This window comes from Mesorhizobium sp. Root554 (assembly GCF_001427025.1).
In the GTDB taxonomy this organism is placed as follows: Bacteria; Pseudomonadota; Alphaproteobacteria; order Rhizobiales; family Rhizobiaceae; genus Mesorhizobium.
The window spans coordinates 3,098,619-3,117,047 of the sequence record NZ_LMGA01000001.1; the positions used below are offsets into that span (position 1 = coordinate 3,098,619).

Annotated in this window: 19 protein-coding genes; 8 read left to right on the plus strand and 11 right to left on the minus strand. The window is 62.5% G+C overall.

Features of this window, described 5'->3' with window-relative positions; all coding sequences use genetic code 11:
• Positions 1 to 271 precede the first annotated feature (271 nt).
• The 6 genes from ASD44_RS15080 to ASD44_RS15105 are packed head-to-tail and all read left to right on the plus strand — an operon-like array spanning position 272 to position 6,929.
• On the plus strand, positions 272 to 1,663 hold the full coding sequence (locus ASD44_RS15080) for a sugar ABC transporter substrate-binding protein (RefSeq protein ID WP_056113645.1): 1,392 nt from the start codon (positions 272 to 274) through the stop codon (positions 1,661 to 1,663).
• Entirely contained in the window at positions 1,663 to 2,604 is a 942-nt protein-coding gene (locus ASD44_RS15085; protein ID WP_056113647.1) for a sugar ABC transporter permease, read from the plus strand. Before ASD44_RS15080 ends, ASD44_RS15085 begins: the two co-directional genes overlap by 1 nt.
• Positions 2,601 to 3,434 (plus strand): carbohydrate ABC transporter permease, encoded by an 834-nt coding sequence (locus tag ASD44_RS15090; protein ID WP_056113650.1) that lies wholly within the window; start codon positions 2,601 to 2,603, stop codon positions 3,432 to 3,434. The genes ASD44_RS15085 and ASD44_RS15090 overlap by 4 nt, the downstream gene beginning before the upstream one ends.
• The gene (locus ASD44_RS15095; RefSeq protein ID WP_056113652.1) at positions 3,431 to 4,489 is read left to right on the plus strand and encodes an ABC transporter ATP-binding protein; all 1,059 of its coding nucleotides are present in this window, start codon (positions 3,431 to 3,433) and stop codon (positions 4,487 to 4,489) included. The genes ASD44_RS15090 and ASD44_RS15095 overlap by 4 nt, the downstream gene beginning before the upstream one ends.
• Positions 4,486 to 5,265, plus strand: coding sequence for a GntR family transcriptional regulator (locus tag ASD44_RS15100; RefSeq protein WP_056113656.1), 780 nt, complete (start codon positions 4,486 to 4,488; stop codon positions 5,263 to 5,265). Before ASD44_RS15095 ends, ASD44_RS15100 begins: the two co-directional genes overlap by 4 nt.
• Positions 5,266 to 5,294: 29 nt before the next feature.
• On the plus strand, positions 5,295 to 6,929 hold the full coding sequence (locus tag ASD44_RS15105) for an arylsulfatase (RefSeq protein ID WP_056113658.1): 1,635 nt from the start codon (positions 5,295 to 5,297) through the stop codon (positions 6,927 to 6,929).
• Between the two features lie 13 nt (positions 6,930 to 6,942).
• On the opposite strand, the gene ASD44_RS15110 is transcribed toward ASD44_RS15105, so the two are convergent.
• Genes ASD44_RS15110 through ASD44_RS15145 form a run of 8 tightly spaced genes read right to left on the minus strand, consistent with a single transcriptional unit; the run spans position 6,943 to position 14,422 of the window.
• Complete coding sequence (locus tag ASD44_RS15110; RefSeq protein ID WP_056113661.1) at positions 6,943 to 8,448, minus strand: tripartite tricarboxylate transporter permease; 1,506 nt, start codon at positions 8,446 to 8,448, stop codon at positions 6,943 to 6,945.
• Positions 8,439 to 8,906 carry a tripartite tricarboxylate transporter TctB family protein gene (locus ASD44_RS15115; RefSeq protein ID WP_056113666.1) on the minus strand — a complete coding sequence of 156 codons (468 nt, stop codon included), beginning with the start codon at positions 8,904 to 8,906 and terminating at the stop codon, positions 8,439 to 8,441. The genes ASD44_RS15110 and ASD44_RS15115 overlap by 10 nt, the downstream gene beginning before the upstream one ends.
• 30 nt (positions 8,907 to 8,936) lie before the next feature.
• The gene (locus ASD44_RS15120; RefSeq protein ID WP_056206839.1) at positions 8,937 to 9,911 is read right to left on the minus strand and encodes a tripartite tricarboxylate transporter substrate binding protein; all 975 of its coding nucleotides are present in this window, start codon (positions 9,909 to 9,911) and stop codon (positions 8,937 to 8,939) included.
• Between the two features lie 37 nt (positions 9,912 to 9,948).
• The gene (locus ASD44_RS15125; RefSeq protein WP_056113672.1) at positions 9,949 to 10,341 is read right to left on the minus strand and encodes a cupin domain-containing protein; all 393 of its coding nucleotides are present in this window, start codon (positions 10,339 to 10,341) and stop codon (positions 9,949 to 9,951) included.
• Positions 10,331 to 11,392 (minus strand): Gfo/Idh/MocA family oxidoreductase, encoded by a 1,062-nt coding sequence (locus ASD44_RS15130; RefSeq protein ID WP_056113675.1) that lies wholly within the window; start codon positions 11,390 to 11,392, stop codon positions 10,331 to 10,333. The genes ASD44_RS15125 and ASD44_RS15130 overlap by 11 nt, the downstream gene beginning before the upstream one ends.
• Entirely contained in the window at positions 11,392 to 12,273 is an 882-nt protein-coding gene (locus ASD44_RS15135; RefSeq protein WP_156459860.1) for a TIM barrel protein, read from the minus strand. Before ASD44_RS15135 ends, ASD44_RS15130 begins: the two co-directional genes overlap by 1 nt.
• Positions 12,270 to 13,100, minus strand: coding sequence for a phosphoenolpyruvate hydrolase family protein (locus tag ASD44_RS15140; protein ID WP_056113681.1), 831 nt, complete (start codon positions 13,098 to 13,100; stop codon positions 12,270 to 12,272). The genes ASD44_RS15135 and ASD44_RS15140 overlap by 4 nt, the downstream gene beginning before the upstream one ends.
• The gene (locus ASD44_RS15145; RefSeq protein ID WP_244478841.1) at positions 13,097 to 14,422 is read right to left on the minus strand and encodes a Tm-1-like ATP-binding domain-containing protein; all 1,326 of its coding nucleotides are present in this window, start codon (positions 14,420 to 14,422) and stop codon (positions 13,097 to 13,099) included. Before ASD44_RS15145 ends, ASD44_RS15140 begins: the two co-directional genes overlap by 4 nt.
• Positions 14,423 to 14,486: 64 nt before the next feature.
• Between ASD44_RS15145 and ASD44_RS15150 the strand changes: the two genes are divergently transcribed.
• Positions 14,487 to 15,155 (plus strand): GntR family transcriptional regulator, encoded by a 669-nt coding sequence (locus ASD44_RS15150; protein ID WP_056113687.1) that lies wholly within the window; start codon positions 14,487 to 14,489, stop codon positions 15,153 to 15,155.
• Between the two features lie 9 nt (positions 15,156 to 15,164).
• Here the strand turns inward: ASD44_RS15150 and ASD44_RS15155 are convergent, their stop codons facing one another.
• The gene (locus ASD44_RS15155) at positions 15,165 to 15,821 is read right to left on the minus strand and encodes an invasion associated locus B family protein (RefSeq protein WP_156459861.1); all 657 of its coding nucleotides are present in this window, start codon (positions 15,819 to 15,821) and stop codon (positions 15,165 to 15,167) included.
• A complete protein-coding gene (locus tag ASD44_RS15160; RefSeq protein WP_056113693.1) occupies positions 15,763 to 16,875 on the minus strand; it encodes a YadA C-terminal domain-containing protein in 1,113 nt (370 codons plus the stop codon). The genes ASD44_RS15155 and ASD44_RS15160 overlap by 59 nt, the downstream gene beginning before the upstream one ends.
• A gap of 174 nt (positions 16,876 to 17,049) precedes the next feature.
• Between ASD44_RS15160 and ASD44_RS15165 the strand changes: the two genes are divergently transcribed.
• Entirely contained in the window at positions 17,050 to 17,721 is a 672-nt protein-coding gene (locus ASD44_RS15165; protein ID WP_056113696.1) for a hypothetical protein, read from the plus strand.
• Positions 17,722 to 17,759: 38 nt separating this feature from the next.
• Here ASD44_RS15165 and ASD44_RS15170 read toward each other — a convergent pair whose 3' ends face one another.
• The gene (locus ASD44_RS15170; RefSeq protein WP_056113699.1) at positions 17,760 to 18,389 is read right to left on the minus strand and encodes a LysE family transporter; all 630 of its coding nucleotides are present in this window, start codon (positions 18,387 to 18,389) and stop codon (positions 17,760 to 17,762) included.
• Between the last annotated feature and the right edge of the window lie 40 nt (positions 18,390 to 18,429).

Consider the following 18,429-nt stretch of genomic DNA (forward strand, 5'->3'; position numbering starts at 1 on the left):
GGTCCTCAAGCACAGGGCAATGGCGAAACGGCGCATTGTAACGATCTTTGGAAAAGTCATCGCCTGTGCGGCCGGTTGCCGAAGCTAATTTCTACAAGATTAGTAGAGTTCGCAATCAAATGCGCTCGCAACACCGCCCCGACGATGGCTTCATTCAAACCAGCGAAACAAGGAGCGAGACACGCATCGTGAGTAAAAGTTATAACATGCTTGACATGTCAGAACATATTAGCCATTTTTCGCCAGTCACGTCGTGAGAAGGGAGGCTCTGATGGACACTTTCAAGCTGAATAGACGCCGCGTTCTGGCCGGCATTGCCGGCTCGGCAACTGGCATCCTGGCGATGCCGTATCTCACCCGTTCTGCCTTTGCTCAGGACGCCGATCTGGCGCCATACCAGTCGGCAAAGCTGGATTGGCGCCAGGCCGAAGGGCAGAACATCACCGTGGCGGTCATCCCCGCCGGCTATTTCGACAATCTGGTCGCGCTGGCCCCGCAGTTCCAGGCGCTGACCGGCATCAATGTCCGCTTCGAGAAGGTGCCGCCTGCCCAGATCCGGCAGAAGGCCGTTCTCGATCTTACATCCGGCACCGGTACCTATGCGACCCATGCCGCCGATCCGATGTACTACCCGCTCTACGCCGCCAATGGCTGGGTCGAGGACCTGACGCCATACCTTGAAGACCCGAACCTCACCGACAAGGCCTGGTTCAAGCCTGAGGACATCGTTCCGGCCTGGACAGCCGCCAACACCATCGACGGCAAGCTCTATGGCGTTCCTTACGATGGCGAGGTCACGCTCCAGGTCTTGCGCAAGGATCTGCTGGATTCCAAGGGTCTGAAGCCGGCTGACGATATGGAAACCTTCATCGCCAACGCCAAGGCGTTGCACGATCCGAACAACCGTCTATGGGGTACGGCGCTGCGCGGTCTGGCTGGCGCAGGGCAGAACATCTACATCTATTCGTCGATCTTCCGCGAGTTCGGCGGCGACTGGCTGCCGGGCGGCAAGCTGACCGTCAACAGCCCCGAGGCGGAGGCCGCGCTCGCCTGGTATGTCGACACCATGAAGACCTACGCACCGTCCGCCGCGCAGAACTGGAACTGGCCGGATATCGCCGACGCCTTCTCGCAAGGCACGCTGGCGAGCTACATCGATGCGCATTCCTCGGCCTCCGTGGTCAACAATCCGGAGAAGTCGCAGGTCATCGGCAAGGTCACCTATGCCCGCTGGCCGAAAGGGCCGTCCGGCAAGCGGGTCTCCTCGATCTGGAACTGGGGCTTCCCCATCAATGCCAAGTTGACCGACGAGCAGAAGAAGGCGACCTGGCTGTTCATCCAGTGGGCCGCCAGCCCGGAGACGCAGATCCGTACGTCCTACAAGTTCACCGGGCCTTCGAAGCGCTCCGGCGTCAACCGGCTCTCGCTGTGGGAGGACAAGGGCTACATCGATACGGTCAGCAAGTTCGGCGACAATTTCGTCGAGGCGACGCTGACCGCGCTCAAGGAAGATACCGATGTCGACTGGCGGCCGCGCGTTCCGCAATGGCCCGGCATCGGCGATGTCGTCGCGACGGCCGTGGCCTCTGCACTGGCCGGCCAATCGACGCCCAAGGCGGCGCTCGACGCGGCGCAGGAGCGCGTTGCCTCGATGATGCAGTGATGCCCGAGGCAGGCGCTTTTTCGAGCGGGGAGCCGGACGGGCTCTCCGCTCAAAACCTCGACCGCCTCGAGCGGCTGCGGGAGAAGCGCTTTGCCGGTGCGCTTCTGGCGCCGGCCTTGCTCGCTCTGCTGGCGACAACGACCTTTCCGCTGTTTTTCCTGGTCTGGATCAGCGCCCAGCGCAAAGACCTGGCCATGCCCTTCATGGACGGCTTCGTCGGCCTCGAGAATTACCGCCAGTTGCTCGGTGATCCGCGCTTCTGGGAATCGCTCGGCCTCAGCATGATCTACACGGTTTCCACCGTCGTGCTGCAGGTGGCGATCGGACTGGCGCTGGCGCTGCTGCTGATGAAGATGAAGCGCGGCCAGACGCTGTTCCGCATCATCGCCATCCTGCCGGTGGTGCTGTCGCCCGCGGTGGTCGGCATGGTCTGGCGCTCCTTCATGCTGACGCCGGAGTTCGGCGTCATTGACTATCTTTCGATCACCGCCGGTTTCGGCAGCAGGAACTGGCTGGGCGATCCGACGCTGGCGATGATCTCGGTCATCGTCATCCACACCTGGCAATGGACGCCCTTCGCCTTCATGGTGCTGCTGGCGAGCCTCGCAGCACTGCCGGAAGACATTTACGAGGCCGCGCGCATCGACCGTGCCAATTCATGGCAGCGCTTCACCCGCATCACCCTGCCGCTGCTACGGCCGGCCATCGTCATGGTCGTCATCATGCGCACCATGGTGGCTCTGACGGCCTTCGCCGCGATCTATGTCGTCACCGCCGGCGGGCCGGGGACCGCGACCGAAATCCTCAACCTCTATGCCTACAGGAAGTCGTTCACCGAGCTTTCGCTCGGCTACGGTTCGGCGCTGGCGGTCGCGCTGCTGATCGTGACGGTGCTCATTTCCTTCGTGCTGTTCCTGCTCAGAAGGGAGCGCACGGCATGAGGCATCTGCGCTCCGCCGCCATCCTGATCGGCGCCCTCGTCTTCACCTTCGCCTGGGTATTCCCGATCCTGTGGAGCGTGCTCAACTCGTTCAAGACGGAGCAGGATATTCTCGCCTATCCGCCGAAGCTGTTCTTCGAACCGACGCTCGCAGCCTACCGGCAGGTCCTGTTCGGCGCGCAGTCGATCCTGCCCAATGTCTGGAGCAGCATCGTCATCTCGGTCGGCACCACGGTCATCACCATGATCCTGGCGGTTCCGGCGGCCTATGCGCTGGCGCGGCTGCAGGTGCCGGGAAAGAAAAGCGCCGGCTTCTACATCCTCGTCACCCAGATGCTGCCGCCGGTGGGAATCATCATCCCCTACTTCCTGGCGCTCCGGAACATCGGCTGGATGGATACCTATCACGGCATCATCATCATCTATCTGTCCTTCTCGCTGCCTTTCGCGATCTGGCTGATGGTCTCCTATTTCGAGGACGTTCCGTGGGAGATGGAGGAAGCCGCCGCCGTCGACGGCGCCGGCCGGCTGACCACGCTATGGCGCATCATCATCCCGCAAGTGAAGGGCGGCATCGCCGTCACCGTCGTCTTCGTGTTCCTGAATGCCTGGAACGAGTTCCTGTTCGCCGTCGTGCTCAGCGGCAATACGGTGAGGCCGGTCACCATCGCCATGTTCAATTTCGTTTCGGTCGAGCAGACGCTGTGGGCCCAGCTAGCGGCGGTCTCGGTCGTCGCCATGCTGCCTGTGGTCATACTCGGCATTGTCGCGCAGCAGCACATCGTCAAGGGCCTCACCGTTGGCGCCGTGAAGGGAGGGGGTCGGCGATGACGACACAAGGTCAGGTCAGGCTCGAAAACGTCGCCAAGTATCACGGGCAGGTGGCGGCATTGAAGAATGTCGAGCTGGACATCCGGCCGGGCGAGTTCTTTGCCCTGCTCGGGCCGTCCGGCTCCGGCAAGAGCACCACGCTGCGGCTGCTGGCCGGTCTCGACAAGCCGACGCGCGGCCGCATCCTGTTCGACGGCGCCGATGTCACCGCGAAAGGCGCGCAGGACCGCGACGTCGCCATGGTGTTCCAGAGCTACGCGCTCTACCCGCATATGACGGTTGCGCAGAATATTTCCTTTCCGCTGGAAATGGAAAAGACTCCGAAGGCCGAAATCGCCGGCCGCGTCCAGGAGGCTGCCCGCAAGGTGCGGATCGAACACCTGCTGGACCGGCGGCCGGGACAGCTTTCGGGCGGCCAGCAGCAGCGCTGCGCGCTGGCGCGCGCGATAGTGCGCCGGTCCGGCCTGTTCCTGCTCGACGAGCCGCTGTCCAACCTCGACGCCAAGCTGCGACTCGAAACGCGAACCGAGTTGAAACGCCTTCAGCGCAGCCTTGGCGTCACTACGGTCTATGTCACCCACGACCAGGAAGAAGCCCTGACGCTGGCCGACCGCATGGCGGTGTTCATGGATGGGGAAATCCGCCAGATCGGCAGTCCGGCCGAGGTGTTCGCCTGGCCGAATTCCATCGAGGTGGCGGCTTTCATCGGCAGCCCGCCGATGAATTTGATGAAGGCGGCCTTGAAGGACGGCGTGCCGTCCATTGACGGCCGGCCGCTCGATGTGAAGCCGGTCTCCGGCTCCCCGGAGGTGATTGTCGGTGTGCGCCCGTCCGCGGTGCGGATCGGCGGCGACGGCATCCGCGCGACGGTCGATCTCGTCGAGAACCTCGGCGACAACGCGATCCTCGATCTGAGCTATGAAGGCGGCACGGCGCGGGCCCGCGTCGACGATGCGGCGGACTATGCCGAAGGGCAGACCGTCGCCATGTCGTTCGATGCAAAGAACATCCATCTGTTCGATGCCGCAAGCGGCCGGCGCCTGGAGGTCCAGTGACCGTGAAGGACAATCCGGCGATCTTCGCTTCCGAAATCGACAGCGCCAGCCGCGTTCCGCTGCATGTGCAGGTGCGCCGGCTGATCCGCGAGAAGACGATAGACGGCGCTCTGGTCAACGGCGAAGGCCGGCTCAAGACCGAGGCGGAACTCGGCGAGATCTTCGGCGTCAGCCGCATCACCATCCGCAACGCCATCCAGCCGCTGGTCGATCAGGGCATGTTCTCGCGCACCCGCGGCAAGGGCACCTTCCTGCGCAGTTCCGAGATCGAGAACTGGGGCGGCACGCTGATCGGTTTCGTCGAAAGCGGCGACGAAGCCGGGTTCGAACCGGTCGGCGAAATCCTGCATCAGGGCATGACCAATCGCCATGACAGCGACGTCGCAACCCTTCTGAAGGAGCGCGCCGTCTTTGAACTGCGCCGGCTGCGCTCGGCCGACGGCACGCCGGTGGCGATCGAGCAAGCCTTCTATCCGCCCGACATCGGCGTCGAGCTTGCCGCACGCGACCTGACCGACGCGGCGATCTACCGGATTTTTGAAGAGGAACTCGGCTTCGAGATCAAGGAAGCCCGGCAGACGATCGGCGCAACGCTTGCTGATGCCCAACAGGCGGCGCGGCTCGGCGTCAGGCAGGGCCATGCGCTGATTTCTGTCGAACGCCTGACCATCGACCGCGAAGGCCGCCCGCTGGAGTTGCTGCGCGCCGTCTACGTGCCGGAGCGCCATCAGTTTTCCATCACGCTGACGCGCCGAAACGCCAAGCCCAGCGCCTAACGACCCAAGTGCCCAGCCGGAGAAAAATCATGGAAAAGACAAGACCCGACATCGTCATCATCCTGAATGACGACATGGGTTTCTCCGACATCGGCTGCTACGGCGGCGAGGTCCAGACGCCCAACCTCGACCGGCTGGCGATGGATGGACTGCGCTACTCGCAATTCTACAACACCGCGCGCTGCTCGCCTTCCCGCGCATCGCTGATGACGGGCCTGCATCCGCACCAGACGGGGATTGGCATCCTGACTTACGACACCGGCCCGGAAGGCTATGCCGGGGACCTCAACCGCAACTGCGTCACCATGGCGGAGGTTCTGCGCTCGGCCGGCTACGGCACCTATCTCAGCGGCAAGTGGCATGTCGCCAAGAACCTGACGGAGCCAACGGATTCGTGGCCCATGCAGCGCGGCTTCGACAAATTCTACGGCACGATCATCGGCGCCGGCAGCTTCTATTACCCGAACACGCTGACGCGCGGGAACGACAATATCGACCATGAGGCGGCAAACGATCCGGAGTTCTTCTACACCGACGCCATCAGCGATCAGGCCGCCGCCTTTATCCGCCAGCACCATGAGGCGACGCCGGACAAGCCGCTTTTCCAGTATGTGACCTACACCGCGCCGCACTGGCCACTGCATGCGCATGACGAGGACATCGCCAAATACAAGGGTCGTTTCGACGCCGGCTGGGACAGGCTGCGCGAGCAGCGGTTGGAACGGTTGGTGCGCGCCGGCATCATTGATGCGTCGTGGACGCTGACCGATCGCGACCCGACGCAGCCGCCATGGGAAACCGCCGAGCAGAAGGAATGGCTGCTGCGCTGCATGGAAGTTTACGCGGCCCAGATCGACCGCATGGACCAGGGCATAGGGCGCATCATCGCCGCGCTTGAGGAAACCGGCCGGCTGGACAACACGCTGGTCATCTTCCTGTCCGACAATGGCGCCTGCGCCGAGGACATCCCCGAAGGCGTCAATGTCCAATCGCTTGTCGACGATCTTATGATTGCGCGCGCCGAAACCCGCGACGGACGGCCGGTTCTGCTTGGCAATGATCCAACGGTCATGCCGGGAGCGGAGGATACGTACCAGAGCTATGGTGTCGCCTGGGCCAATCTCTCCAATACGCCCTTCCGGCTCTACAAGCACTGGATCCACGAGGGCGGCATCGCCACGCCACTGATCGCCCACTGGCCGAACGGCATCGCCGAAAAGGGCGGCTTGCGGCATACACCCGGCCAGTTGCCCGACCTGATGGCGACGGTGCTGGAAGTGAGCGGGGCGCAGTATCCGCGGACATTTGAAGGCCATGAGATTCAACCGCTGGAGGGCATCAGCCTGGCGCGTTCGTTCCCGTCCGACCAGGAACGGACCGAGCCGCTATTCTGGGAGCATGAGGGCAATGCCGCGGTGCGCGTCGGCAAATGGAAGCTGGTGCGCGAATACCCGAAGGACTGGGAACTCTACGACATGGAGACCGACCGCACGGAGATGCGCGATCTCGCCTCGGCCCATTCTGAACGTGTCAGCGCCATGAAAGCGCAGTACCACGAATGGGCCAGACGCTGCGGCGTCATTCCGCGGGAAAAGATTCTCGAAGAGATGAAGAAGCTGGGCGGCACGGCATTCTGGGAAAAGGAGGACGAAAGCGCCGGTTGACGGGGCTCTCGTCCTAAGTTTCTTCTTCGAAAATTTCGCCACGCCGTTGCCGCATCGCCGGCAGCAGAACCAGGATCAACAGCGCCCCGGCAGCGATCAGCATCGCCGCCGAGAGCGGACTGGTGAAGAAGGTCGAAACGTTGCCATGCGAGAGTTGCATGGAACGGCGCAAATTCTCTTCCATCATCGGGCCCAGGATGAAGCCGAGAAGCATGGGCGCTGCTTCGCAACGCCAGCGGTAAAAGAAATACCCCAGCACGCCGAACGCCGCCCCGAGATAAATCTGGAAGACGCTGTTCTTGATGCCGAACAGGCCTATGCAGCAGAAGAGCAGGATGGCCGGAAACAGCACGTTGTAGCGCACCCTGAGCAGCCACACCCAGATCGAGATCAGTGGCAGGTTGAACACCAGAAGCATCAGATTGCCGAACCACATCGACACGATGAGGCCCCAGAACAGCGCCGGCTCCGTCGTCATCACCTGCGGTCCGGGCTGGATGCCGTGGATCATCATGGCGCCGATCATCAGCGCCATGGTGCCGTTGCTGGGAATGCCGAGCGTCAGCATGGGAATGAACGCGGTCTGCGCTCCGGCATTGTTGGCCGATTCCGGTCCTGCGACGCCTTCGATCGCCCCTTTTCCGAAACGTTCCGGATGCTTGGAAATCCGCTTCTCGATCATGTAGGAGGCGAAGGATGCGAGCATGCCGCCGCCGCCTGGCAGGATGCCGAGCAGCGAGCCGGCAATCGTTCCGCGCGCGATGGCGGGAACCGACGCCTTCACCTCGTCCTTCGTCAGCCACAGGCCCTTGACCTTTTCGGTGACGAGTTGGCGGTTGGAATTCTTGTTGGCGCCGACGATCACGTCGGTGAAGGCGAAGAAGCCCATCGCCAGCGCGACGAACTCGATGCCGTCGGATAGCCGCAGCACGCCGAAGGTGAAGCGCTGCGCCCCGCTTCCCGGATCGGTTCCGACAAGTCCGAGCAGCAGCCCGAGAACGATCATGGCGAGGGCTTTCAGGATCGATCCCTGGGCCAGGATGATCGAAGCAATGAGCCCGAGCACCATCAAGGAGAAATATTCCGTTGGTCCGAATGTAAGCGCTACCCGGGCCAGTACGGGCGCGAAGGCGGCCACGATCAAGGTGGCCACTGAGCCGGCGACGAAAGAGCCGATGGCGGAGATCGCCAGGGCCGCGCCGGCGCGGCCCTGTTTCGCCATCTGGTGACCGTCCAGGCAGGTGACGACGGAGGCGACCTCGCCGGGTATATTCACCAGGATCGAAGTGGTCGAGCCGCCATAGCTCGCGCCGTAATAAATGCCGGAAAGCATGATGAGTGCCGACACCGGTTCGAGCTGGAACGTTATGGGCAGAAGCATGGCGATCGTCGCCAGCGGCCCCAGCCCGGGCAGCACGCCAATGGCGGTACCGAGCACCGCCCCGATCAGGCAATAGAAAAGGTTTGCCGGCGAAACCGCCGTCATGAAACCGAGGCTGAGATGTGCGATCAGATCCATGACGGCAAATCCGGCCACAGAGGAATGAACAGGTTTAGGCCGTAGATGAAGATGGCCACGCACATGGCCAGCAGCACCACCGTCAGCACCGCCACGCGTTTCAGACTGAAACTGTCCGATGCCGCCGATGCCACGAACACAAGAAGCAGAACCGCGACCGCCAGACCAAACTTCATCAAGGCGACCGCAAAACCGACGACGGCAAGTGTGATCAGGAAAAGCGACTTGGCTTCGAACTTCTCCTGTGGCTCCGCATCATCGGAAGCAACAAGGCTGCGTCCGAAAATGACCACGCCGAGCAGTGCGAGAATCCCGCCCAGAACGACCGGGAAATATCCGGGACCCATACGGGACGCGGTTCCCATATCGTAGTCGAGACCCCGCCAGACGGCGAATGCCCCGACCACGAGAAAGAACAGGCCGGACTTCATGTCAGCGCTGAAGTGCTTGCCGGTCACGGCCTGCTCCTCGGGATATCAGCCAACAGATCAGCTGAGCGATTCAACGATCGGCTTCCATTTGGCCAGCTCGTTCTCGATATGCATGGTCATCGCGTCCGGTGTCGTTTCTGTAACCGGATTGGTCGCCACGGCCTGCAGCTCTTCCATGAACTTCTTGTCGGAAATGGCGGCGCCGGCCGCTTCAAAGAGTTTTGCCCTGATATCGTCCTGCAGGCCCTTGGGCGCGGAAATGCCGAGGAACGTTTCCGACACCAGGCCAGGAACGGTGTCCGCGGCTACCGCCAAATCGGGATGGGAAGCGAGCTTCTTCTCGGAGCAGACCGCAAGGATCTTCAGCTGTCCTGATTTCTGGTACGGCAACACCGCGCCGATCACTTCGACCATCATTTGCAGACGGCCGGCGACAATATCCTGAAGCGCCGGCGCGCCTCCCTGATAGCCGACATGTTCGATCTGCAGCCCGCCGGCCAGCTTCTTGAAAAGCTCGCCGGTCAGATGCGCCAGCCCGCCGACGCCGCCGCTGCCGTAGAACAATTCGTTAGGCTTCGCCTTGATCAGGTCGATCATCTCGGCGAGCGTGTTCGCCGGGACCTGCGGGTTGACCACGATCGCCCAGGGCTGCAGCGTCAACAGCCTGATGTGGGTGAAATCCTTGATCGGATCGAAGGAAACATCCTTGCCGGTCAGCGGCGCGGTGACATGTGTCGAGGCGCTGGCGAGCTGAAGCGTGTGGCCGTCGGCCGACGCTCTCGCCACCTCGCCGCTGGCGATCGCGCCACCGGCGCCGGGCGTGTTGTCGACGACAACCGGCTGGCCAAGCTGCTTGCTCAAAAGGTCGGCGAAGCGACGGGCGATGACATCCGAATTGCCTCCCGGCGCAAAGCCGACGACGAACTGGACGGGCCGGCTTGGATAGGCGCCCTGCGCCAAAGCCATGCCCGGAACTGTCATCGTGTAGGCGACGGCTGCGCCGCCCGCTGCAAGGAACTGCCTCCGATTCATGATATTTCCCCTTTGTTTTTGTTGAATGGTTTCGGTCTCAGGCTTGGCGGCTGTCGCCATCTCCAATGACTTGCGTCGAGCGGTAGGCGCTGGAGAAGGTGATGGCGAGTTCGGCCATGGTGCTGCCGACGTTGCGTGCGTTGTGGACGACATTGGGCGGGATGACGATGACATCGCCCTCCTGCATTTCGACTTCCAGATCGTTCCAGCTATGGACGATGTGCCCGCGGATAACGGTGAGGACCTCCTCGCAATCGGGATGAAGATGGCGGTCGTTCATCTGGCCGGGGTTGATAAAGCACAGCCCAGTGGTGAGTTCTTCCGAATTGCCTTGGCTTGCCGAGACGTGCCAGACGAGACGACCCCAGTCTGTGCGCACTTCGTCATGGTCGCCGACGCGCGCCACGATTGGATTTTGATTAGACGCCATCAGGCTCTCCTATGCGTACTTTTTCACCGTTCGAAAGCAGCGCGGCCTCGTAGACCCGCGTTACTTCCAGTGCCATTTCGAGCGTCCCGTTGCTGGCTGGAACGCCATCCAGGACCGAGGTGCAGAAATGGTCGAGTTCGCCCCACACGCCCTGCGTGAACACGGCCTTGTTTTCGAGTGTGTTGAGCCCGTCCTGCGCTTCCCAGACGATGGCCCCGCCTTCGAGGCCAGCCGGCGCAAACGACGTGCCGGTGGCGTACTGGAACTGGATGCCGCGCTGGTAGACGAGCCGTCGCGCGTTCTCGATCTCGATGCAGCGCTCGCCGGCATAGATGTGGTAGCGCTCGAAGGGCTGGAATTTCGGACCGCCCTGGGCGAGGTGCAGGTTGCTCACCACGCCGTTGCGGTGCTCCAGTACGCACGTCCCACCCAGACCGTCCGGGCCCCGAAATACCGTCACCGAGGCGACAGGTCCGCCCAAGGCCAGCAGCGCCGAAAGCGGATGGCAGCCATTGGCGAGCCAGTCGCTGGACAGGCCTTGCTCAAGCACCTCGCGCCCGTTCGCCGGGATGGACATCGGGTAGATGCCGAGCATGCTCCTCAGCGGCGAGGTCTTGTCTTCGCCCAGGAGTTCCCTGGCCTTGAGCAAAGCCGGCATGAACGCCTTCTTGTAGCCGACGACGGAAACGAGGCTGCCGCGCGCGGCGATCATCCGTTCCACATCCGCGGCGCGCATCGCCGCCGGCTTTTCGACCCATACATGCAGCCCCGCGGCGAACGCCTCGCAGGCGAGGTTCGGATGCATCTGCGGCGACACGCAGATCAGCACGGCGTCGAGGGATTCTGCACGGTACATGTCCGTACTCGTGCGGTAGGCGCCGCAGCCATACTGCTTTGCCGTCGCAGCGCATTTGTCGTCGTCGGGGTCGGCCACCGCCACCAGTTCGACCGGAAGGTAGGTCAGCGTCGGCAGGATGTTGCGGTAGGAATGCGACCCAACCCCGATGACGCCAAGTCGAATGCGCCGTACCGCATCGCGCTGGTATTCCATCAGTTCACCCCCGCAATTTCGGAGCGCAGGAAATCGATGTCGCGTCCGGTTACCTGTTCATAGTCATAATTGGGCCGTGGCTGGCCGTGCTGCGGCGGGTTGAGACAGATGACCGGCGAGACGCCGTCCGCCACCACCCGGCGCGCTATCTCGACGACGGGCCAGCTCGCTTCCTCCAGCGCGACGTTCCAGGCCAGCGCATCGCCGCCCGGCTCCGCCGCGCCGCCCTTGAAATGGCAGTATTCGATCAGCGGCTTCAGCCGATCATAGACGGCGACGGTCGGGAACTCACCGGTCGACCACTGGTTCTGGACGTCCCAGGTCAGGCCGACCTTCCCCTGGCGGTCCAGCGCCTCGAAGAAATCGAGAAACTCACCCGTCCGCGCAAGGAAGCACTGCCGGACCTCGTTCTCGATGGTGGGGCGAAAGCCTGCTTCATGGAAGCGGTCGACGGCCTCGCGATAGACATCGAACACCCAGTTATGTTTTCGCTGCAGGCTTTTGACGGCATTGCCGCTGTCACGCTCGAGGAATTGCGCCGCCGTCATCCGGATCAGCTTTGGCTTGAACACTTTCGCCAACGCGATGACATGGTCGATCTTGCCGAGCTGTTCGTGGCCGAAAGTCTCAAGCCCTTTGTCGATGGAGTCGAAGAAGATCGACGTGGACAGGCAGTAGACCTTCTGGCCGGACCGCTCGATTTCCGCCTGCGCCCGGGCGGCAAGATCGAGCGGGATATCAACGGTCCAGTGGCCGTAGATCTGGTTCTTGATGTCCATCCAGGTGAGCTTCCTGGCGCGGTGATAGGCAAGCTGCGCGTCGAGATCGTCCCCGCCCATGGAATTCAGGATCGTGAGATCGGCACCTGGCATGGGGTTCAAGCCGTCCCGATCCTGATATTCTTGAACCGGCGCATGTTTTCGGTCATCGCCGTTTCGGTCGGCAGGCGCTCCATGCTCGACGCGCCGAAGAAACCGGCCACGCCCTTGGTGCGGCTGAGAACCTTCGCGGCATCCTCGGCCGTTGCGATCGGCCCGCCATGGCAGATGACGATGACATCGTCGCGTGCGGCCCGCGCTGCATCATGGATTTCCTGCACCCGCACGATGGCGTCGTCCAGGCTGAGTGTGGTGCGCGCGCCGATGGCGCCGGAACTGGTGAGCCCGACATGGGCGACGATCAGGTCGGCACCGGCACGGGCCATCGCGTCGGCCTGTTCGGCGTCGAACACATAGGGGGAAGTCAGCAGGTCGAGCTCGTGGGCCGCCGCGATCATGTCGACTTCGAGCTGGAAGCCCATGCCGGTTTCCTCGATGTTCTGGCGGAACATTCCATCGTAAAGGCCGACGGTCGGGAAATTCTGCACCCCGGTAAAGCCCATGTCGGCAAGCTGGCGCAGGAACAGCGGCATGCGGCGGAACGGATCGGTCCCGCACACGCCGGCCAAAACCGGCGTGGATTCGACGATCGGCAGCACTTCGCGTGCCATGTCGACGACGACCGCGTTGGCGTCGCCATAGGGAAGCAGGCCGGCGAGCGATCCGCGCCCGGCCATGCGGTAGCGGCCGGAATTGTAGATGATGATGAGATCCGCGCCGCCCGCCTCCGCGCACTTCGCCGAAAGCCCGGTGCCTGCTCCGGCGCCAACGATGGTGCGCCCTTCCTCGACCTGGCCGCGAAGCCGCCTGAGCGCTTCCTCTCTCTTCATCGATTGGACCCCTTCTTTCGGCCGTCTTGATTCGATCCCTGGACAAGTTCTGCAAGCCGGTCGGCCATCGCATTGGCGAAATCGGGATCGTTGATTTCGGTGTCTACCTCGCGAAGCTCGATGCGCGGATTGAGGTTTTCCCGCAGGGCTCCGATCAAGGCCTTGTCGGCCTCCGGATCATGGAACGGTTGGCCTTCGCGCGCGATCATCGAGATGCCCCGCAACGGGACAAACACGGAGAGAGGTCCGGTGGCCTTATTCAGTCGTTCGGCCACTCGTTTCCCCAATTCGGCGCATTCCTCAGGCGTGGTGCGCATGAGGGTGACAGACGCATTGTGCTTGTACAGCCGGCGCGAGCGGAATTTTTCGGGCACCGTGTCCCAGCCGCCAAAATTGACCATATCCAGAGCGCCGAGGCTTACGACTTGTGGTGTTCCCGTTGCCCCAGCTGCTTTCAGCCGGTCAGGGCCGGCGGAAAAAACGCCGCCGACGAGTTCGTCGGCCAGTTCGGTCGTCGTTATGTCGAGCACGCCGGCCAGCATTCCTGCGCGCACCAGCGCTTCCATGGATTGGCCTCCGGTGCCGGTCGCATGGAACACAAGGACTTCGTAGCCAAGGCTCTCAAGCCTTTGGCGGGCTGCCTGCACGCAAGGCGTCGTCACGCCGAACATGGTTGCGCCGATCAGGGGCTTCTCGGTGACAGGAGCAGCCGGCCGATCCTTGACCATTCCTGCGATGGCGCCCGCCGCGTTGCCCAGGATAACGCGGGAGAGCTTGTTGATTCCCGCTATGTCGACAACAGAATACATCATCGTAATGTCGAGGGCGCCGACATAGGGGCGCGTGTCGCCGGAGGCGACGGTGGAGACGATCAGCTTCGGCACGCCAACCGGCAGTTCTCGCATGGCAGCAGAGATGAGCGTCGTGCCGCCGGTTCCTCCCAGTCCGATTATGCCATCGAGCCGCCCTTGCTCATAAAGAGCGGTAATCACTTGCGCCGCTCCGCGCGACATGGCTTCGACGGCTATTCCCCGGTCATTTGCCGAGGCGAGCTTGAAACCTGCCGCCTTGGCGACTTCCTCGCGTGTCACATCGGGCTTGAACGATGGTCGTCCCTGGGAACCAGCATCGACAACGCGTGGTGTGATTCCGCGACGTTTGAGCTCATCTACGAGGAATTTGTACTCCTCGCCTTTCGTGTCGAGAGTGCCGAGCAGAACAACTTGAGTCATCGTCGCACCTGCGGTTTGCCTTGTATACAAAATTTGGTATACCAGACACCAAATAGCGTCAATGGTGATTTGGCTCCTGTTGTGAGACATATTCACGGACTTGGGCCTGTGGGACGCGGGTGATTCCCGCAGCCGGCCGTTGTGAAAGAAACCGATGAAGAATGATCTGAAACTGGAAATCCAGACCGTGAATCAGCGCGCCTACGAGCGCATCCGCGAGCTGATCGTAACGGGGGAACTCACCTGGGGCGCAAGGTTGGATGAACGCATCCTTGCCGAGCGTCTCGGGATAAGCCGGACACCCGTCAGGGAGGCCATCGTGCGACTGGGCAATGAGGAAGTTATCGAGCGCCGCCCCTATCAGGGCAATGTCGTGCGCTCTTTTACGCAGAGCCAGATCGTCAATCTTTTCGACGTAAGGGCGGAAATGGAAGCGCTTGCGGTTCGCCGTGCGGCTGAGAATGGATCGGCGACCGATTTCGACGTTTTAGAGGACATCGTACGCCAATGTCATGCGGCGCTTCACGCTGGCGATCTTGTCGAATTCGAGAAACGCGATCAGGAATTCCATCAGCAGATCGCCGCCATCTCGCGCAACGAGACGCTTATCCAGTGCCTCAATCGGCTTGGCCTGCAGATCCAGCTTGCCCGACACCGGGCAAACCTGCTGCTTGATTTCCCGATGAGCACGATCGAAGACCGGGAGCAGATACTTGCCGGTTTGAGAAAAGGCGACGGCGCGGCCGCGGAAAAGGCCATGCGCCGCCACATCGACCGCTCACGCAACAGCGCACTGCGTGGGTCTGTCGAACCGGCAAACTAAACGGCGAGGTCAGTTCGATTCTGCTGGTTTCCCGGGTCCTTTCCCGGCGTCGGCCTGGGGCTTTTCCGCCGGAACCACGCCGCTGAGGAAGGCTGCATACTGGGCTGAAAATCCGTCGAGTGGATAGTCGAAGGCATAGAATGTGCTGCCCGCATGCGGAGAGAAGGCAAGCTTCAACTGCGCGCCACGCTTCAGCTGAGCCAGGAGATCCGGCGACAGTGGGGCAAAGCCCACGCAACCGGGAGCCTCGCAATAGAGCGACTGGGTGGGAAAAGCCGGCTTCCCGTCGATCTGCAGGAGAATGCCTTTTTGCAGATTGACGCCGAGCGGCACCAGATACTCGACCACGATCTTCTTGCCGACCTTATAGATCAGCAGCCGGGTGACGAGTTGGCCGCTATTGATCTGCGTAAACCCGAGTTCGCATTTGCCGTCGGCGGCGCAATTCAGCCGCCACCCGCTCTTTTCGGCCGACGGTTCCTGCTGGGCGAATGCGCCAGTGCCGCCCGCAAGGAGCAGCGCGGTAAAAAAAGTGGCCGAACGAAATCTTCGTCCGGCCACAGCTGGGTTTGTAGAGCGATGAGTTTGACCGGCCATGGCCGGTGGATCAGAATTCGACGGCAAGACCGCCGCCGGCGCCGAACTTCTTGTCGTCTGTACCGCCAAGCGTCACGCGTCCGACGACGTTTTCGCTGAAGCGGGCATTGGCGCCGAAGGCGTAGCCGAAGCCGCCCTCGAACGTGCCGACGCCCATGCCGACCGAAAAATTCTTGTTGGAGCTGAGCTGGGGGATGTTTGACATCGCCATGGCCAGCGATACGCCGCTGTAGGCGGTATCGAGGTCGGACTGGATCGAGTTGAAGCGGTCGAGGACATCGCCGCCCAGCTTGTTCATCGTCACCGCGCCGTCCTGGATAGTGCGGGTCGAGACGGAATTGTCCGCCATTTTTTGCTCGGTCACGGCCAGATCGGCGATCTTTGTCGTGGTGACCGCACCGTCCGCGATCTTGACCGTGGTCACCGCGCCATCGGCTATCTTTGCGGTCGTCACAGCGCTGTCCTGGATCGTGCGCGTCGATACCGAGTTGTCGGCAAGGTCTTCTTCCAGGATGGTGCCGTTCAGAATCTTGTCCGTCGTAACGGAATTGGCCGCGAGCTTGGTGTTGGTCACCGCGCCATCAGCCAAATCCTCGGCCAGTATCGTTCCGTTCAGGATCTTGTCTGTTGTAACCGCATTATCCGCCAGCTTGGAATTGGTGACCGCCCCCGCCGCGATCTTGCCGGTCGTCACCGCTCCGTTGGCCAGATCTTCCGTGGCGACACTGCCGTTCTCGATCTTCTGCGAGTTGACCGAATTGTCTGCAAGGTCGTCATTGCCAACCGCGCCGTCCTGGATCTTGTCCGACGTTACGGCGTCGCCGCCGAGTTTGGCATTGTCGACCGCGCCATCGGCCAGATCCGAGTTGCCGACCGAACCGTCGACGATTTCGGCCCCCGTCACGGAATCGAACGCGAGGTCGTCGTTGTTGATCGACTGGTTGCAGATGATCTCATCGCCCCCTTCAGCCGTATCCACGGTGAAGGGGTCGAGGCCGATGAGGTCAATCACGACCCGCGGGCCGCAGTAGGTTCCGGCCATGGCCGCATTCGAGAAGCACGCAGCGATTGCCAGTGCGCTGAACCCCGTCAGCAGCGAAATCTTCCTGGATTGAAAGTTCATTATAAGCACCCCTTCGCGTTCCCTGTCCCGTCGCCCTCGATCGCAGGATAGCGACCGTGAAGGCAGATCGGGGCCAGTGTGTTGATTCCGCCGCCGGGCAACAGTCGGCATTTGCCGACTGTTGCGGGCGTTCCGTTGCGTTATGACATTTATGCCACAGCTTGGGTGCATCGGATGACGCAGGATATGACCCACCGGTACGACGGCGCCGCGGTCCGTTCCCATGCCAGAGGCCCCGGCTATGCCGCGGCGTTGGCGGGCTGGATCGTGTCGGTGGCGGTCTCGGTCGGCCTTGTGCTGTTCCTTGCCAGCCCGCAGGGTATGGACCTACCGGGCAACCCCTTTTCCCGCCTGACCGAACCGGCTGGGCCGAAGTTCGCCGTCGCCATGAAGACCGTCAGGCCGGGCGAGGGTGGCCTGAAGACCGGGGACCAGGCACGGGCTTCATCCGAAACGGAGCGGGCGCTCGATCCGCTGCGCCAAGCGCTGGGGACGCCGAAGCCGGCCATCGCGCGGATCAACGCCTTGATCGCACTCGGCAACATCCTGAGGGACTACGCCGCCAGGACAAAGACCTATCCCAGTTCGCAGATGAAGCTGGTGCCCGCCGCCAACGCGCTGGCGATATTGAAGAATGGCGAATTCGAGAAGAATGTGCCGACCTCGATCATAAACGAGATGCAGTATGTTTCGGATGGCAGGTCCTACAAGGTCATTGTGCTGGGATCGGGTGACTGCGCCGTCGTTCGCGCACTCCGGCCGTCGATGGTCGACCCTAAGCGATCGGCCGGAGACCTGGACTGCATCGCTTACGGCACCTGGACCCCGGCGGGACGGGAATTCTGAACTTTTCCAAAATGCGCTTGTCCGCGGCTGCTGCCGGATCAGGCAGCGAGGGCGCCGGCCACCGCAGTTGAAGCATACCAGATCAGCAGCAGTCCGGCACCGATGCCGAACGGCCTGCGGCAGCGCATATAGAGCGCGCTGGACGAGGCAGCCGATATGCCGATGGCGACCAGGCCGAACCAGCAGGCGGCCACCAGGAAAACGGTGAGCGCCATCGCATGTGCCGGGATGCCGTTCTGGCTGTAGTCCAGTGTGACGGAGGCCGAGGCGAAGAAGACGGCGCTCAGCGGGTTGGTGAGCGCGGTCAGGAATCCCAGGCCGAAATGCGGCTCCCGCACGGGCCGAGGCGCCGGTATCTCGGCCTCCCGCATGGTGCTGCCGATCAGCCGGGCGCCGCCCGCCAGAAGCATGGCGGCGAAGATGATGGTGGCGAAGAAGTGGAAGGAAGCATTGGTGAACAAAACGGCGCAACTGCTCGCGGCCAGCAGCGCAAGCAGGCTGGCGCCTGCCGCGACGCCGCCTGCCGTCGTCACCGCCGCCATGCGCGAGCCGGCCAGCGACGCGCGCGCGACAATCACGAAGTTGGGCCCGGGAATCATCGCCAGCGTGGCATAGGATCCGGCGAAGGCCAGCATGCCGGACGCATGCGCGCTTTGAATGTCGAACATCGGACGCCGCTCCTCGCGTCGTCCGCCCCCCGCCAGGGCT

Coding starts and splice junctions, on each gene's coding strand:
- ASD44_RS15170 (WP_056113699.1), bottom strand. CDS start 18,389: ATGTTCGACATTCAAAGCGCGCATGCGTCCGGCATGCTGGCCTTCGCC.
- ASD44_RS15140 (WP_056113681.1), bottom strand. CDS start 13,100: ATGAAGAGAGAGGAAGCGCTCAGGCGGCTTCGCGGCCAGGTCGAGGAA.
- ASD44_RS15090 (WP_056113650.1), top strand. CDS start 2,601: ATGAGGCATCTGCGCTCCGCCGCCATCCTGATCGGCGCCCTCGTCTTC.
- ASD44_RS15095 (WP_056113652.1), top strand. CDS start 3,431: ATGACGACACAAGGTCAGGTCAGGCTCGAAAACGTCGCCAAGTATCAC.
- ASD44_RS15130 (WP_056113675.1), bottom strand. CDS start 11,392: ATGGAATACCAGCGCGATGCGGTACGGCGCATTCGACTTGGCGTCATC.
- ASD44_RS15080 (WP_056113645.1), top strand. CDS start 272: ATGGACACTTTCAAGCTGAATAGACGCCGCGTTCTGGCCGGCATTGCC.
- ASD44_RS15160 (WP_056113693.1), bottom strand. CDS start 16,875: ATGAACTTTCAATCCAGGAAGATTTCGCTGCTGACGGGGTTCAGCGCA.
- ASD44_RS15145 (WP_244478841.1), bottom strand. CDS start 14,422: ATGTCTCACAACAGGAGCCAAATCACCATTGACGCTATTTGGTGTCTG.
- ASD44_RS15105 (WP_056113658.1), top strand. CDS start 5,295: ATGGAAAAGACAAGACCCGACATCGTCATCATCCTGAATGACGACATG.
- ASD44_RS15150 (WP_056113687.1), top strand. CDS start 14,487: ATGAAGAATGATCTGAAACTGGAAATCCAGACCGTGAATCAGCGCGCC.
- ASD44_RS15110 (WP_056113661.1), bottom strand. CDS start 8,448: ATGGATCTGATCGCACATCTCAGCCTCGGTTTCATGACGGCGGTTTCG.
- ASD44_RS15120 (WP_056206839.1), bottom strand. CDS start 9,911: ATGAATCGGAGGCAGTTCCTTGCAGCGGGCGGCGCAGCCGTCGCCTAC.
- ASD44_RS15085 (WP_056113647.1), top strand. CDS start 1,663: ATGCCCGAGGCAGGCGCTTTTTCGAGCGGGGAGCCGGACGGGCTCTCC.
- ASD44_RS15125 (WP_056113672.1), bottom strand. CDS start 10,341: ATGGCGTCTAATCAAAATCCAATCGTGGCGCGCGTCGGCGACCATGAC.
- ASD44_RS15165 (WP_056113696.1), top strand. CDS start 17,050: ATGACGCAGGATATGACCCACCGGTACGACGGCGCCGCGGTCCGTTCC.